We start from the raw sequence: 15,677 nt of genomic DNA on the forward strand, positions 1-15,677 counted from the left end.
AAAGCGCGTTCGACCGCGCGTAAGGTCACAGGGATTTTGCGATTAGGGAGGGCAAAATGTCCGATAAAAAACAAGGCTTTGACACGATTCAAGTGCATGCAGGCACCGAGCCGGATCCGGCCACCGGCGCGCGTCAGGTGCCGATTTACCAAACCACGGCCTATGTCTTTAAAGACGCCGATCATGCCGCCCGGCTTTTTAACCTCGAAGAGGTCGGCTATATTTATTCGCGCCTCACGAACCCGACCGTCGCCGCTTTGCAAAACCGCATGGCCGCGCTCGAAGGTGGCGCAGGTGCTGTTTGTTGCTCCTCCGGACATGCCGCGCAGATCATGGCGCTCTTCCCGCTCATGGCGCCGGGCAAGAACATCGTCGCCTCGACCCGCCTCTATGGCGGCACGCTGACGCAATTCACACAGACCTTCAAACGCTTTGGTTGGTCCGCAAAATTCGTGGATTTCGACGATTTCGACGCCGTCCGTGCCGCGATCGACGAGAACACCCAGGCGATTTTCTGCGAAAGCCTCGCCAACCCGACGGGTGCGATCATGGACCTCGACGCGTTGGGCGAGATCGCCCGAAAAGCCGGAATTCCGCTGATCGTCGACAACACGTCGGCGACACCCTATCTCTGCAATCCGATCAACCACGGCGCCACCTTGGTCGTGCATTCCACAACAAAATACCTCACCGGCAACGGCACTGTGACCGGCGGCTGCATCGTCGATAGCGGCACCTTCGACTGGTCCGCTTCGGGCAAATTCCCGTCGCTCTCTGAGCCCGAGCCCGCCTACCATGGGCTTGATTTCCATGACACTTTCGGCCCGCTCGCCTTTACCTTCCACGGCATCGCCGTGGGGCTGCGCGACCTCGGCATGACGCTGAACCCGCAGGCGGCGCATTATACGTTGATGGGGATTGAGACGCTGTCGCTCCGGATGCAGAAACACGTCCAGAACGCCCGCGAAATCGCGAATTGGCTCAATGGCGACGACCGCGTCGAGGCTGTGACCTATAGCGGCCTGCCCTCGTCTAGCTATTACGACCGCATGACCCGCATCTGCCCGCGCGGCGCAGGCGCGCTGTTCACCGTGGCGCTCAAGGGTGGCTATGATTCCTGCGTCGAAACCGTCTCCAAGCTCAAGCTGTTCTCGCATGTGGCGAACCTTGGTGATACCCGCTCGCTGGTCATCCACCCGGCCTCAACGACCCACCGTCAGCTTGCTCCGGAAGAGCAGGTCAAAGCGGGCGCCGGTCCGAACATCCTGCGCCTGTCCATCGGGATTGAGGATGCCAACGACCTGATCGGCGATCTGGATCAGGCTCTGAGCTGATCTTTTAGAGCGTTAAAAATGCAAACCCCGCCGAAAATTTGGCGGGTTTTCTAGGCTCTCCTCACAAGCGAGTACAAAGTTCACAATGTGAACACCAAAAGAGAGCCCCTCACACCAACGCATTAACCTTAATCAGATTAATCTTAATGCGTGCTAGAAGCACATCATGCGCTTGCAAGAGACGGGGAAGTTACAGCGACATCATGCGCCCTCACTGCCCGGCTTTTGCGATCTCTGGCTTGATGTATTTCTCCATGATCTCGACCGTGATCGGACCGGCGAAACGGTAGGCGATCTCGCCTTCGGCATTGAGGATATAGGTTTCAGGCACGCCGTAGAGGCCCCATTCGAGCGCTGTGCGGCCCGGTTCGTCCTGGCCGACCGCAGCGAAGGGATTTCCCAGTTCATTCAAGAATTTCAGAGCATTATCCGTCTCGTCCTTATAGTTGACGCCATAGATTGTGACGCCTTCTTCGGCCAAGGTTTCGAGTTGCGGATGCTCGGCGCGGCAGGGCGCACACCAAGACGCCCAGTAGTTCACCAGTTTCACGCCCCCTGTCCGCAACATGTCATCCGAGAGCGGCGCAAGTTCGCCCAGAGGCCCCACCCCCTCAATCGACGGCGCCGCGCGCCCGATCTGAGAGCTGGGCAATTGCTCCGCGTCCTCACGCCCCATGCCAAACATGAATAGCCCCGCAAGCCCCCCAAACAACAAGGGCGGCAGCGCGATGAGCAGGTTGAATTTAGCCATGATTTTTCCGCTCCTCAGCCGCTTTCAAAAGGCGTTTCACCTTGGCCGACCGCACCAGCGACCACCAGATCAACCCGGCCAAAAGCAAAAGCGTTGCGCCATAGGCCATCAACACGTCGCCCGCATATTTTCCGAGATCAGGCATCTTTCACCCTTTCGCGCATCTCAAGCGCGTGCAACCGGCGCGCGCGAATTTCAGTCCGGGTGCGCAGGAGCACCAATGAGACAAACAGCAAAACAAACCCTGCAATCGCCACGAGCGCGGGATACCAATAGACATCGGAGACGTTTTCCTCGGCATCCAGAGACAGGGATGCCCCCTGGTGAAGCCCCTGATTCCAAAAGAGAACCGCATAACGCGAGAGAAGAGCGAAGACCGAGCCCACAAGGCAGAGTACAGAGGTCAGATCCGCCGCCGTGTCCGGATTATCGATCGCTTCCCAAAGCGCCATATAGCCGATGTAGAACAGCAAAAGGATCAGGAACGAGGTCAGCCGCGGGTCCCACTCCCAATAGGTTCCCCACATCGGCTTGCCCCAGACGGCACCTGTGATCAGCGCGATCAGCGTCATCGTCATGCCAATCGCTGCGGCAGATTTCGCCGCCAAGGCCGAGACATGATGCCGCCGCACGATCCAGATGAGAGAGGCCACCAACATCATCGCCCAGATGTTGATCGCCATCATCGCACTCGGCACGTGGATGTAGAAAATCTTGACCGTGGCGCCCTGACGATAGTCATCGGGCGTGAAGAAAAAGCCCCAAACGAGCCCACTTACGAAAATCACAGCGGCCAGAACCGAAATCACGGGCAGAGCCCGGTCAGTCCAGCGCATGAATTTGCGCGGGTTTGCCCATTCCCAAAAGGCATTCCAGTTGATGGCCATTCTCGCTCTCTCCCCAATGGTCCGCGCCAGACTATGCTCTCGCGCAGATGATCTCAACTCACCTTAAAGCGACCCGGATGGCCGCCGCTGCGGCAAAGGGCAGCAAGGCGATGGCCCCCAAAGTGATCCCCGCCTGCATCGCCAAAGGAGTAGCGACCAGAAAGCCACCTGCCCCACGCCGGACCACCTCCGCGCCGAAAATCAGCGTCGGAATGTAAAGCGGCAGCACCAGAAGGCTCATCAACAGCCCGCCGCGTTTCAGCCCCACGGTCAGCGCCGCCCCGAAAGACCCGATGAAGGACAACGCAGGTGTGCCAATGAGCAGCGTCACGATCAGCCAACGATAGGCCGCGCTGTCGAGATGCAGAAGGAACCCAAGCGCAGGCGCCGCGATCACGAGGGGCAGACCCGTGGTGATCCAATGCGCCAGAGCCTTCATCGCGACCACGCCCTCCAACGGGATGGGAGCTGTGGCCAAAAGATCGAGCGAGCCATCCTCGAAATCCAACGCAAAAATCCGGTCCAGCGACAGAAGACAGGCCAACAAAGCACCGACCCAGAGGATGCCCGGCGCAATCGCACTCAGCATCTCGCCATCGGGGCCAACGCCAAAGGGCACTAGCGTCACGAGGATCAGGAAGAACCCGAGCCCAAGCCCGAAACCGCCGCCAGAACGGAACGCCAGAGTGATGTCGCGCCACAACAGCCGGATCATAAGAACGCCTCGTCGAAATCGTCGCGGACCACATCCATGCGGGCTTTGAAGGGCGTCACATCAAAGACGGTTTCCTCAAAACCGAGATCAATATGGGTCGCGATCACGGCGGCCCCGCCCGCCGCAACATGGGCTTTGACCGCCGAGGCAAAGAGCATCACAGACGCCGCGTCCAAAGACACCGTCGGCTCGTCCAGCACCCAGATCGGGCGCCCGGTCACCATCAGTCGCGCAAGACCCAGACGCCGCTTTTGCCCCGCCGACAAGTTCCCTGCCGGACGGTCGCGCAACGCGTCGAGATTGAAATGCTGGATCGCAGGCTCGATGTCATGCCCACCGTAGACCCCGGCCCAAAAGCCAAGGTTCTCCGCCACACTCAAGGTCGCTTTCAACCCATCCGCATGAGCCGCATAGGCCACGCTCTCGGGCTCGGCCGTCACCTCGCCCGCATAGGGCGGCTGCAAACCGGCCAGCGTGCGCAGGAGCGTGGTCTTGCCAGAACCGTTCGGGCCACGCAGCACCAACACCTCGCCCGCAGAGACGGCAAAGCTCAGCCCTTCGAGCACCGGCATACCGCCACGTGAGACGGTCAGATCTTTTACGGAAATCAAACTCATGCGGCCCTGTTTACAGCGATTCTGAGATTCTTATCTGACTTGTATCAAGCCGCGATCAAACGGGCAGCAACGCCACCGCGACACGCCGCCCCTCTGAGGCCAGCACATTATAGGTCCGCGCCGCCGTCGGCGTCGCCATCGGCTCCAAACCGATCTCTGCCGCGTCCAGTGCTTCGCGGAAATCCTTGGGCAGATGGGTCATCTCTGGCCCCGTGCCGATCACGATGAAATCAATCCGCCCGCGCAGCTCAATGAGAGAGGCCGTGTCGGCATAGCCACCCCAAGGCACCACCGTGTCGCCACAGACCAGCATCGCGCCCTCATAGACCTTGCCGTCGATGCGAAACATGTTCGGACCATAGCCATCCACCGGCACGGCATCCTCGAACGGCATTTCATTGAACTGCATGGCTGTCTCCCTTGATAAAAAGGCCCGCGTCCCGCGCGAGCCTTTCCTTTGTGCTTAAAATACTCAAACCCGCGCGTCAAACCGCGCTGCCGTCGGCCTGAATGCCTTTGGCGGGCTCTTTCTTGTCCCAGTCGCGTTTGACGCCGAGCCACAACAGGATGTTGGAGGCGACAAACACAGACGACCAGGTGCCGACCACAACGCCCAAGGTCATCGCAAAGACAAAGCCCCGGATCACGTCGCCGCCCAGCACCAGAAGCGCGATCAGTGCGATCAAAGTGGTGCCGGAGGTCATGACCGTCCGTGACAGGGTCTCGTTGATCGACATGTTCAACACGCCTGCGAGGTCCAGTTTTTTGTAGCGGCGCAGGTTCTCACGCACCCGGTCGAACACGACCACGGTGTCGTTGAGCGAGTAGCCGACGATGGTCAGCAAAGCCGCAATGATCGTGAGGTCGAACTGGATGCCAAAGAGCGCGAAGATGCCGATGGTGATCGCCACGTCATGCACCAGCGCCACCACGGCGCCGACCGCGAATTGCCATTCAAACCGCAGCCAGATGTAGAACAGCACGGCGGCGATGGCGGCGGCCACGGCCTCGACCGCGGTCCAGATCAACTCACCCGAGACCTTCGGCCCGACGGATTCGACGGAAGGGAAGGTGATCGAGGGATCGACGGTCTTGAGCGCGTCTTCGACCAGTTGGATGGTCTCCGGCGTGATCGCTTCGACATCGTCTTGGGCCTGGATGCGGACCATGGCGACGTGTTGATTTTCGTCGAAATTCGGATCGAAGACCTCGGTGATCGAAATGTCGCCCAGACCCAGATCGGTCATCGCCGCGCGGTAATCGCCCACATCTACGGCGGATTCGGATTGCGTCCGAATGGTCGTGCCGCCTTTGAAGTCGATGCCGAAATTGAGGCCGATGGCGAGGAAGGCGGCCAGCGCCACCGCAACCATCGTGGCGGAGAAGCCAAAGGTCAGTTTCGCACGTTTGAAGAAATCAATCGCGGTCTCGGCGGGCACCAGATTGACCCCGTTGAGTTTCCAACCCTTGCGGTTCTTGCGACCATACCAGGCGACGACCATGGCACGGGTCACATAGATCGCAGTAAAGACCGAGGTGATCAGACCCAGCGCAAGCGTCACGGCAAAACCTTTCACCGGGCCGGAGCCCATGACAAAGAGAATCGCTGCGGTGATGAAGGTGGTGATGTTGGCGTCGATGATGGCCGACAGCGCCTTTTCATAGCCAAGCTCGATGGCGCGGCCCGTCGATTTCGAGTTTTTCAACTCCTCGCGGATGCGCTCGAAAATCAGCACGTTGGCGTCGACCGCCATCCCGACCGTAAGCACGATCCCGGCGATCCCGGGCAGCGTCAGCGTCGCGCCGATGGAGGACAACAGACCGAACAACAGCCCGACGTTGATGATGAGCGCGATATTGGCAAACATACCAAAGAGACCGTAGGCCAGCCCCATAAAGAGCAGCACGGCAGCAAAAGCCACCATCGTAGCGATACGGCCCGCTTCGATACTGTCGGCGCCCAACTCAGGCCCGATGGTCCGTTCTTCGAGGAAGTTGATCTTGGCGGGCAACGCACCTGCGCGCAAAAGCACCGACAGTTCGGTCGATTCCTCGACGGAGAAAGAGCCGGTGATCTGGCCAGAGCCGCCTCGGATCGCGTCCTGAATGCGCGGCGCGGAGATCACTTCGTTGTCGAGCACGATAGCGAACAGCGCGCCGACATTGGCGGCGGTGTAGTCACCGAACTTACGCGCGCCGGTCGGGTTGAACCGGAAGGTCACCGAAGGCCGCCCGTTTTGGTCAAAGGCCGGTTGGCTGTCGGTCAACTCATCGCCAGAGACCACAGCGGTCTGCTCCAAAATGTAATAGACGCCCGGCTCGCTGATCGACGGCGCGAGGAAGTTGCGCGCGCCGGGGGCTTCGTCCGGGTTCGTTGTCCGGCCCACGACCGGATTGAAGGTCAGCTTTGCGGTGGTGCCGATCAGCGATTTCAGTTCGGCGGCGGAGCCAATGCCCGGAACCTGAATGAGAATGCGGTCCTCGCCCTGACGTTGGATCGTCGGCTCGCGGGTGCCGACCTCATCCACACGGCGGCGAATGATCTCAAGAGACTGCTGCATGGTGCGATCGTCGGTAGCGGCTTTTTCAGCCTCCGACAGTTGCACGGTAATAATATCATTGGTGGCGGAAACGGTGATGTCGCGTTCGCCCGCTGCGGTCAGGGACACGACGGCGGTCCCCAAGGCGCGCACGGCAGACAGCGCGGTTTCCATGCCTGCGGGTTCGGAAATCCGCACGCGAAGCTGGCCAGTCGGGGCGTCCAAACGGCGGATCGTGCCAACCCTGTCGCGCTCATCGCGCAGCGCATCACGCACCTCCGGCCAATAGGCATCCATGCGCGCAGCATAAACCTCGGACACTTCAACCTCGCCCAAGAGATGCGCGCCACCGCGCAAATCGAGGCCCAGGTTCACCAAAGACGACGGCAGGAACGACGGCCAAGCATCTCGGGCTGCGGCGCGCTCGGGCGTCTCACCCGCTCTCTCGATGGCGACGATCGCATCGTTATGGCCTTCGACCCGCGGGTAAAAAGCATTGGGGAGCGCGGCCAAAAGGCCAAGGGCGACGAGGCCCCAAATCACGATCCGTTTCCAGAGAGGCATTTGCAACATGGGAATGTCCTAAGACGTCTTTTAATGGGAAAGGCCCGCAAGTGCGGGCCTTTGAATGTTCACGCGCGCGAAATTACTTTTCCGCGGCAGGTTCGGTTTTCGACACCACGTTGGCGAGCGTCGCCTTCTGAACCTTGACCTTGACGCCCTCGGCGATCTCGACCTCGACAAAGCCGTCTTCGCGCACCTTGGCAACCTTGCCCATGATGCCGCCAGCGGTCACGACCTCGTCACCGCGACGCACGGCTTCGATCATCGCTTTGTGCTGCTTCATCTTCTTTTGCTGCGGGCGGATCATGAGGAAATACATGATCGCGAAGATCAGGATCAGCGGCAGGAACTGCATTACGGGGTTGGCGGCGGCGCCACCTGCGGCCTGCGCATAAGCGGGGGTCACGAGCATCTGTTGGTCCTTTGTGTCTCTTTGGGAGGGCTTTTCGCCCATGAAAGTCGCCGCGCACCCTATAGTGGGCCTTTCCCCTTGTCCAGCAAGGGGCGAAGGGTTTCACGGCTCTGTTAAACGCTTACTTGAAGCGCCCGCCGCGCTGGATCACCTCGATCTTGTAGCCGTCCGGGTCGGTGATGAAAAAGAACTTCGCCACGCGGGTGCCAGCGGGTGCGAAATCGACAACCTTGCCGGGAGTGAGACCGGCTTTGTCCATGCGCGCGTGCTCGGCCTCCAAGTCCGCGACCGACACCGCGAAATGCCCGTAGCCATTGCCAAGATCATAAGGCTCTGAGGTGCCTTTGTTGACGGTCAATTCCAGCTCGAACTCGGAAAGCGGGTTCGACATGTAGATCAGCGCAAACTCCGGGAAGTCGAGCTTTTCCGCAACCGTCAGCCCAAACGCCGCCTCATAAAACGCAACAGACCGCGCCTCATCAAAGACGCGGATACAGGAGTGAATGGCTTTGGCTGTCATAATGTCCCTCTTTTTCGATCGTGAAGGCTACATGTGAGCGGCAACGGCCGGAAGCAAGGGCCAAGAGCATGACGGAGACAGATATTCACCGAAATCCCCTTCCCTCCTCCCTTCCCCTGTTGCATAACCGCGCCGAGATCAACCAACCTCCGAGGACCCAACCGATGCATGACATCAAGGCCATTCGCGAAAACCCCGAAGCTTTCGACGCCGCCATGGCGCGCAGAGGGTTGTCTGGCGTGTCTTCCGAGGTCCTCGCCCTCGACGCCGACCGCCGGGCCAAGATTGCCGCCGCGGAAGAAGCCAAGGCCGAGCAGAACAAAGCCTCTAAAGAGGTCGGCGCTGCCAAGGCGAAAGGCGACGAGGCTGAGTTCGAGCGCCTTCGCGCGCTAGTGGCCGAGAAAAAGGCCGAAATTGCCCGGCTGAATGACGAAGCCAAGGCCGAGGACGAGCGTCTGCGCGACATCCTCATGGGCCTGCCCAATATCATGGCCGCCGACGTGCCGGATGGCGCGGACGAAGACGACAACGTCGAAATTCACCGCTGGGGCACGCCCGCCACGTTCGATTTCGCGCCGAAAGAGCATTACGAGATCGAAGGCGTCAAAGCCGGGATGGATTTCGAGACGGCGGCGAAACTCTCCGGCGCGCGCTTTGTCCTGCTCTCCGGCGCCGTGGCCCGCATCCACCGCGCGTTGGCGCAGTTCATGATCGACACCCATGTCGACAACCATGGCCTGACCGAAACCATGACGCCGGTGCTGGTGCGCGAAGAGATGCTCTACGGCACAGGGCAATTGCCGAAATTCGGCGAGGACAGCTATAAAACCACCGATGGCTGGTGGCTGATCCCGACCGCCGAGGTGACGCTGACGAACATCGTCAACAATGTGACCGTGGACGAAGATTACCTGCCACGCCGCTATGTCGCCGACACGCAATGTTTCCGCTCTGAGGCCGGCTCCGCAGGTCGCGACACCTCCGGTATGCTGCGCCAGCACCAGTTCGAAAAGGTCGAGATGGTCTCCATCACCCGCCCCGACGAATCTGAGGCGGAGCACATCCGCATGACCACCCAGGCGCAGAACATCCTTGAGGCCCTCGGCCTGCCCTACCGCACCGTGAAACTCTGTTCCGGCGACATCGGATTTGGCGCCGTGCGCACCCATGACATCGAAGTCTGGCTGCCCGGTCAGGACAAATACCGCGAGATCTCTTCGGTCTCGACCTGTGGCGATTTTCAGGCCCGCCGCATGAACGCGCGGTTCAAGCCTAAAGACGGTGGCAAGCCGGAATTTCTCCACACGCTGAACGGTTCGGGCCTTGCGGTCGGCCGCACGCTCATCGCCGTGCTGGAAAACGGCCAGAACGCCGACGGCTCCGTCACCCTGCCCGAGGCGCTCTCGCCCTACCTGCGCGGCAAGCTGACGCTGACAGCCGAAGGTCACCTCGTCTGAACCTCCTTTGCTGCGACAAATACTCAAACAAACGGCGCCCTTTACGGCGCCGTTTTTCGTTCTAGATCAATCCTATGACCAAGACACGCCTGATCGCCCTTCTCCACCTCGCCGCTGCTCTGGCCTTCGCCATCGCAGGCCCACTTCTGGCGCCCGATTTCCGGGGCTACGACCAAGCAGATTTCCCGATCCCGCAAGACAATGCGCCCGTGGGGCCTGCGGGATATGCGTTCTCGATCTGGGGGGTGATTTACCTCTGGCTGATCATTTCCGCTGCCGTCGGCCTCAAACGCCATGACGCCCCCGACTGGGCGCCGATGCGGGGGCCGCTGATCATTGCGCTCGTGATCGGCGCGCCTTGGCTCAGCGTCGCGGTCGCCAGCCCGATCCTCGCCACCGTGATGATCTTTGCCATGTTGGCATTCGCGCTCAAAGCCATGAGCCACGCCCCCGTGCTTGATCCGTGGCTGGCCCGCGCGCCCAATGCGCTTTTCGCGGGCTGGCTGACGGCGGCGTCCTTTGCCTCTTTGGGCTATGTCGGCGCGGGCTATGGCATTATCTTCGGCGCGGTCGGCTGGGCCTATATTTGCCTCATCGGCGCGCTTGCGGTGGCCTATGCGGGCAGCCGTCTGCGGCCCGACGCGCCGCTTTATCCACTGGGCACGGCTTGGGCTTTGGTCGCCATCGTGGTGAAAAACTGGGGTTCGGAATGGGGAGTTGCGACGCTGGCCGGTCTTGGCACGGTGTTGCTTTTGGCGCTTGCGCTCAAAGCGTGGCGACGCCCCGCGCCCTAAGCGCATTTTGCGCCACGCGCGTGACGTCTTTTGACAATTCGCGGGTGGTCGTCAGAAGATCTTCGAGGCTCATCCAATCCACATCCGCCGCATCGTCGGCAGCCAACGGTTCGCCTGAAACATAGTCACAGCGCACCGCCATGAGCAGGAAGTGATAGGAGCCCGCTTCGATTAATTCGACGTGGTCGATTACGGCACCCGCAGTCGCCACCACGCCAGTCTCCTCATGGAGTTCCCGCACCGCCGCCTCGGCCAGCGTCTCGCCGAACTCCACATGCCCGCCGGGAAAGCCCCATGAGCCGCGCGCGGGCGCTTTGCCGCGCTGGACCGTGAGGAATTTTCCGTCGCGCTCACAGACTGCAAGCACCGCGAGCTTTGGCATGCCGCTCATTCCGCCGCCTTCCGATTGGCGGCTTTGTCCAGCATCGGCTTGAGGTAACGCCCGGTGTGCGACGTCGCGACCTCGGCCACCTCTTCGGGCGTGCCGGAGGCGACGATCTGACCCCCGCCATCGCCACCCTCGGGACCGATGTCGATGATATGGTCGGCGGTCTTGATCACGTCGAGATTGTGCTCGATCACGATCATCGAATTGCCCTGATCGACCAGCTCGTGCAGCACTTCCAACAGCTTCTTCACATCTTCGAAATGCAGACCCGTGGTGGGCTCGTCGAGGATATAAAGCGTCCGCCCCGTAGAGCGTTTCGCGAGCTCTTTCGACAGCTTCACGCGTTGCGCCTCACCGCCCGAAAGCGTCGTCGCCTGTTGCCCGACCTTGATGTAGCCAAGGCCGACCCGCATCAGCGCATCCATCTTTTCACGGATCGACGGCACCGCTTTGAAGAACTCCTGCGCATCCTCGACCGTCATATCAAGAACGTCGGCTATGCTTTTGCCTTTAAACTGAATTTCCAGCGTTTCACGATTGTAGCGCTTGCCCTTGCAGGTCTCGCATTCGACGTAGACATCGGGCAGGAAATGCATCTCGATCTTGATCACACCGTCGCCCTGACAGGCCTCACAGCGCCCACCTTTGACGTTGAAAGAGAACCGCCCCGGCTTGTACCCGCGCGCTTTCGATTCCGGCAGACCGGCGAACCAGTCGCGGATCGGGGTGAAGGCACCCGTATAGGTCGCCGGGTTCGACCGCGGGGTGCGGCCGATGGGACGTTGGTCGATGTCGATGACCTTGTCGAGATGCTCGAACCCCTTGATGGTTTCGCAGGGCGCAGGCGTCTCCCGCGCGCCGTTCAAACGTGTCGCGGCGGTCTTGTACAGTGTCTCGATGGTGAGCGTCGATTTGCCCCCGCCCGACACGCCGGAAACGCAGACGAATTTGCCCAGCGGGAAGTCGGCGGTGACCTCTTTGAGGTTGTTGCCGGTCGCTTTCACCACGGTCAATTTCTTGCCATTGCCCTTACGGCGCGCGGTCGGCACGGCGATCTCGCGCGTGCCCGACAGATATTGCCCGGTGAGCGAAGCGGCGTCCCCTTCGATCTCCTGCGGCGTGCCTTTGGCGACCACCTGACCGCCATGCACCCCCGCGCCCGGCCCCATGTCAAAGACGTAATCCGCCTCGCGGATCATGTCCTCGTCATGCTCGACCACGATCACCGTGTTGCCCTGATCGCGCAGGTTCTTGAGCGTGCCGATCAGCCGGTCGTTGTCGCGCTGGTGCAAGCCGATGGATGGCTCATCGAGGACATAAAGCACACCCTGAAGCCCCGAGCCGATCTGCGACGCCAGACGAATCCGCTGGCTCTCGCCGCCCGACAAGGTGCCTGCGTTGCGGCTCATCGTGAGGTATTCGAGGCCGACATTGTTCAGGAACCCGAGCCGTTCACGGATCTCCTTGACGATGGCCCGCGCGATCTCCTGTTTCTGCGGGCTGAGCGTCTCCATCACCCCGTCGATCCATTGGAACGCCTCCTTGATGGATTTCTCCACCACCTGCCCGACGTGATGCTGGTCGATCTTAACGGCCAGAGCCTCCTCACGCAGGCGATAGCCGCCGCAATGGCCACAGGGCCGGTTGTTCTGGTAACGCTCGAATTCTTCGCGCACCCAATTGCTGTCGGTCTCGCGATAGCGCCGCTCCATATTGGGGATCACACCCTCAAAGCTGCGTTCGATCTCATAGACCCGCCCGCCGTCGTCATAGCGGAATTTGATCTCTTCCTCACCGGAGCCGTAGAGGAACATGTTCTGCACCTTGGCGGGCAAGTTTTTCCACGGCGTCGAGGGTTTGAACCCGTAATGTTTCGCAAGCGCCTCAATGGTTTGCAGGAAATAGGGCGTCTTGCCCTTGCGCCAGGGTGCAATCGCCCCGTCGGCCACTTTCAGCGCTGCATCCGGCACCACAAGGCGTTCGTCAAAGAACAGCTCGACGCCAAGCCCGTCACAATGCGGGCAGGCGCCGAAAGGCGCGTTAAAGGAAAACAGCCGCGGTTCAATTTCGGGGATCGTAAACCCAGACACCGGACAGGCGAAATTCTCGGAAAACGTGATGCGTTCCGGGTCGCCCTCTTTCGGCGCGGTTTCCAGAATGGCGATGCCATCGGCCAGATCCAGAGCGGTGCGCAGGCTGTCCGCCAGCCGGGTTTCCAAGCCCTCACGCACCACGATCCGGTCCACCACCACGTCGATGTTGTGACGGAATTTTTTGTCCAGCGTGGGCGGCTCGTCGAGGTCATAGAACTCGCCATCGACCTTCACCCGCTGAAAACCCTGCTTTCTAAGCTCCAGAAATTCCTTGCGATATTCGCCTTTGCGGTCGCGCACGATGGGCGCCAAGAGGTATCCTCGCGTGCCTTCTTCCATCCGCATGGTGATGTCCACCATGTCCTGCACCTGCTGCGCCTCAATCGGCTCGCCGGTCGTAGGGCTATAGGGAGTGCCCGCGCGCGCAAACAGCAGACGCAGGTAGTCGTAAATCTCCGTCACCGTGCCCACGGTCGAACGAGGGTTCTTCGACGTGGTCTTTTGCTCGATGGAAATTGCAGGGCTGAGACCGGAAATGTGATCCACATCCGGCTTGCCCATCATGTCCAAAAACTGCCGTGCATAGGCCGAAAGACTTTCGACATAGCGCCGCTGCCCTTCGGCATAGATCGTATCAAAGGCCAGCGAGGATTTGCCCGAGCCGGACAGCCCGGTGATCACCACCAATTCGTCTCGGGGGATATCCACATCTACGCTTTTGAGATTGTGTTCGCGCGCACCGCGCACTTCGATCGATTTCAACTCGGCCATCGGGCACCCCACTCGGATTCTGCCCTCTTATCTAGTGGAGAGCGTTGCCTCTTCCAACAGGAAATTGAGAACATAACAAGAACTAGCGCGCCTGTCGCCCCTTTTTTAACCACAGAAACACGTCAGATCGCCTCCCCGGCGGCCCAGCGTGATTACATCACAGACGCCCCCACCCGTCCTGCGGTAAAAGAAGGCAACAAAGAACTGCGAAGGTGACCCCTATGTTTGGATTGTTTGGCGGCGGCGCCCCGAAAATCTCCGTGGATGATGTAAGAGCCGGCATGGCGAAAGGCACCTTAGTGCTCGTTGATGTGCGCGATGCGATGGAACTACATATGTCCGGCACCGCGAAAGGTGCGCTGCATATTCCTCTGCAAGAGCTTCAGGCGAAGTGCGATCCCAACTCGCCCAACTGCCTGCCGGAAATGAAGGACACGACCACCACGAAGGTGCTCTATTGCGCCTCCGGGGCACGGTCGTCGGGCGGCGTGAGGCTTTTGAAATCACTGGGCCATGAAGATGTGCAAAACCTCGGCGGCCTACATGATTGGGTGTCGGGCGGTGGTGAACTGCACAACGTCTAACCGCCCCCGGTCGAAAAAAGCGGCCCCAAGTTTCAACTTGGGGCCGTTCTTTTATTCTGCAATCTCGCTGATCGTGCCCTCGAGTTTCGCCCCATCGGACCGCGTTGCCGCATCGGCCGAGGGCTCGTCCGGCCCCATGTAGAGCGCGCGCCGGGCCGTAATCCGGTTGGCGATAAAGCGCATGAATTCCGTCACACGCGGGACATGGCGCAGATCGGGATGGGTCAGCACCCAGATCGGGATGTGATCGGACAAAGGCACGCCCGGCACGCGCACCAGTTTGGGATCGCTCGACCCCAAAAGATGCGAGGTGCGCACCATGCCCATACCCTGACGCGCCAATGACATGGCGGAGACCATATCGTCGGTTTTGATTGCCGCACGCACGGGCGGCAGGTCAGAGAAAAGCCCCGCGGGCGTCGTGGTGAACCAAGCAGAGAAGGCGATATAAGGCAGCGCCGTCTCCATATCGCGGCGCTCCAACACGTCCTTGTAGCGCTCAACAAACTCTGGCGAGGCAAACCACCCAGCACGTTGCGGTGTTACCATGCGGCCCCAAAGGCTTTCTTCCGGCGATTGGGTCACACGAATGGCCACATCCGCCTCGCGCCGGTGCAGGTTCAGTACCTCGGTCGCACCCAAAAGATGAACGTCGATCCCCGGATGCAGCGCTTTGAATTCCTTGATGTCTTCGGCAAAGTTGTCTTCCGCCATCAAAGGCGGAATGGTCACTTTCAACTCGCCTTCTTCGGTCTCATCCCGCGCCGCCAAAGCCATATCGAGCGCAACCATGCGCGCCTCGACTTCTTCTGCGTGCGCGATGGCAACCTGCCCGGCTTCGGTCGGCTGAAGGCCTGACGCCAGACGCGTGAAGAAACGAACACCTGCGGCGTCTTCGGCCTTGGCCAACTGCCGCGACACGGTCGCATGGTTCACGCCAAGCACACGCGCCGCGCCCGAAAGCCCGCCCTCGCGCGCCACGGCGAGAATATAACGAAGAGAATCCCAATCAGTCATAAGCGTCAGATTACATGACCTACATTTATGCACAAGAGGGGCGCATATAATATCACCCATCACAGATATTGATACATCAAGCGAAATGCATGCCGCCTGTATCAAAACAAATCAGCCGCACCGAAGCGCGGCCGATCTCTCTCACTGGCGCGTGTGTCGCCCTTAGATGTGAAGCGCCCGGCCGTAAGCGGCCAGCACGGATTCGTGCATCATTTCCGACATCGTCGGGTGCG

16 protein-coding genes are annotated in these 15,677 nt (G+C 60.4%); 4 read left to right on the forward strand and 12 right to left on the reverse strand.

What is annotated here, in order from left to right; all coding sequences use genetic code 11:
• Positions 1-56 precede the first annotated feature (56 nt).
• Positions 57-1,334 carry an O-acetylhomoserine aminocarboxypropyltransferase/cysteine synthase family protein gene (locus J5Y17_RS08580; protein ID WP_219784812.1) on the forward strand — a complete coding sequence of 426 codons (1,278 nt, stop codon included), beginning with the start codon at positions 57-59 and terminating at the stop codon, positions 1,332-1,334.
• A 211-nt stretch (positions 1,335-1,545) separates the two neighbouring features.
• Here the strand turns inward: J5Y17_RS08580 and J5Y17_RS08585 are convergent, their stop codons facing one another.
• The 9 genes from J5Y17_RS08585 to J5Y17_RS08625 all read right to left on the reverse strand — a co-directional run bounded on the left by J5Y17_RS08585 (position 1,546) and on the right by J5Y17_RS08625 (position 8,340).
• Complete coding sequence (locus J5Y17_RS08585) at positions 1,546-2,085, reverse strand: DsbE family thiol:disulfide interchange protein (protein ID WP_219784813.1); 540 nt, start codon at positions 2,083-2,085, stop codon at positions 1,546-1,548.
• Positions 2,078-2,230, reverse strand: a complete 153-nt coding sequence (ccmD, locus tag J5Y17_RS08590) for a heme exporter protein CcmD (protein WP_219784814.1) — start codon at positions 2,228-2,230, stop codon at positions 2,078-2,080. Before ccmD ends, J5Y17_RS08585 begins: the two co-directional genes overlap by 8 nt.
• Positions 2,223-2,972 carry a heme ABC transporter permease gene (locus J5Y17_RS08595; protein WP_219784815.1) on the reverse strand — a complete coding sequence of 250 codons (750 nt, stop codon included), beginning with the start codon at positions 2,970-2,972 and terminating at the stop codon, positions 2,223-2,225. The genes ccmD and J5Y17_RS08595 overlap by 8 nt, the downstream gene beginning before the upstream one ends.
• A 58-nt stretch (positions 2,973-3,030) precedes the next feature.
• Positions 3,031-3,687 (reverse strand): heme exporter protein CcmB, encoded by a 657-nt coding sequence (gene ccmB, locus J5Y17_RS08600; RefSeq protein WP_219784816.1) that lies wholly within the window; start codon positions 3,685-3,687, stop codon positions 3,031-3,033.
• A complete protein-coding gene (gene ccmA, locus J5Y17_RS08605; protein ID WP_219784817.1) occupies positions 3,684-4,304 on the reverse strand; it encodes a heme ABC exporter ATP-binding protein CcmA in 621 nt (206 codons plus the stop codon). The genes ccmB and ccmA overlap by 4 nt, the downstream gene beginning before the upstream one ends.
• A 55-nt stretch (positions 4,305-4,359) precedes the next feature.
• Positions 4,360-4,713, reverse strand: a complete 354-nt coding sequence (locus tag J5Y17_RS08610) for an Mth938-like domain-containing protein (protein ID WP_219784818.1) — start codon at positions 4,711-4,713, stop codon at positions 4,360-4,362.
• Positions 4,714-4,789: 76 nt separating this feature from the next.
• Positions 4,790-7,417: a protein translocase subunit SecD gene (gene secD, locus J5Y17_RS08615; RefSeq protein WP_219784819.1), complete on the reverse strand. Its 2,628-nt coding sequence runs from the start codon at positions 7,415-7,417 to the stop codon at positions 4,790-4,792.
• Positions 7,418-7,490: 73 nt separating this feature from the next.
• The gene (yajC, locus tag J5Y17_RS08620; RefSeq protein ID WP_219784820.1) at positions 7,491-7,820 is read right to left on the reverse strand and encodes a preprotein translocase subunit YajC; all 330 of its coding nucleotides are present in this window, start codon (positions 7,818-7,820) and stop codon (positions 7,491-7,493) included.
• Between the two features lie 121 nt (positions 7,821-7,941).
• Positions 7,942-8,340, reverse strand: coding sequence for a VOC family protein (locus tag J5Y17_RS08625; RefSeq protein WP_219784821.1), 399 nt, complete (start codon positions 8,338-8,340; stop codon positions 7,942-7,944).
• Positions 8,341-8,504: 164 nt separating this feature from the next.
• Between J5Y17_RS08625 and serS the strand changes: the two genes are divergently transcribed.
• Complete coding sequence (gene serS, locus J5Y17_RS08630) at positions 8,505-9,797, forward strand: serine--tRNA ligase (protein WP_219784822.1); 1,293 nt, start codon at positions 8,505-8,507, stop codon at positions 9,795-9,797.
• 74 nt (positions 9,798-9,871) lie between these two features.
• The gene (locus tag J5Y17_RS08635; protein ID WP_219784823.1) at positions 9,872-10,591 is read left to right on the forward strand and encodes a hypothetical protein; all 720 of its coding nucleotides are present in this window, start codon (positions 9,872-9,874) and stop codon (positions 10,589-10,591) included.
• Here J5Y17_RS08635 and J5Y17_RS08640 read toward each other — a convergent pair.
• Together J5Y17_RS08640 and uvrA are read right to left on the reverse strand one after the other, a co-directional pair.
• Positions 10,563-10,982: an NUDIX hydrolase gene (locus tag J5Y17_RS08640; RefSeq protein ID WP_219784824.1), complete on the reverse strand. Its 420-nt coding sequence runs from the start codon at positions 10,980-10,982 to the stop codon at positions 10,563-10,565. The genes J5Y17_RS08635 and J5Y17_RS08640 overlap by 29 nt on opposite strands.
• The gene (uvrA, locus tag J5Y17_RS08645; RefSeq protein ID WP_219784825.1) at positions 10,979-13,843 is read right to left on the reverse strand and encodes an excinuclease ABC subunit UvrA; all 2,865 of its coding nucleotides are present in this window, start codon (positions 13,841-13,843) and stop codon (positions 10,979-10,981) included. The genes J5Y17_RS08640 and uvrA overlap by 4 nt, the downstream gene beginning before the upstream one ends.
• Before the next feature lie 221 nt (positions 13,844-14,064).
• Here uvrA and J5Y17_RS08650 point away from each other — a divergent pair, with 221 nt between their 5' ends.
• On the forward strand, positions 14,065-14,427 hold the full coding sequence (locus J5Y17_RS08650; protein WP_219784826.1) for a rhodanese-like domain-containing protein: 363 nt from the start codon (positions 14,065-14,067) through the stop codon (positions 14,425-14,427).
• Positions 14,428-14,478: 51 nt separating this feature from the next.
• Here J5Y17_RS08650 and J5Y17_RS08655 read toward each other — a convergent pair whose 3' ends face one another.
• A complete protein-coding gene (locus J5Y17_RS08655) occupies positions 14,479-15,444 on the reverse strand; it encodes a LysR family transcriptional regulator (protein WP_219784827.1) in 966 nt (321 codons plus the stop codon).
• Between the last annotated feature and the right edge of the window lie 233 nt (positions 15,445-15,677).

The sequence above is a fragment of the Celeribacter sp. PS-C1 genome (assembly GCF_019429625.1).
Taxonomy (GTDB): Bacteria; Pseudomonadota; Alphaproteobacteria; order Rhodobacterales; family Rhodobacteraceae; genus Celeribacter.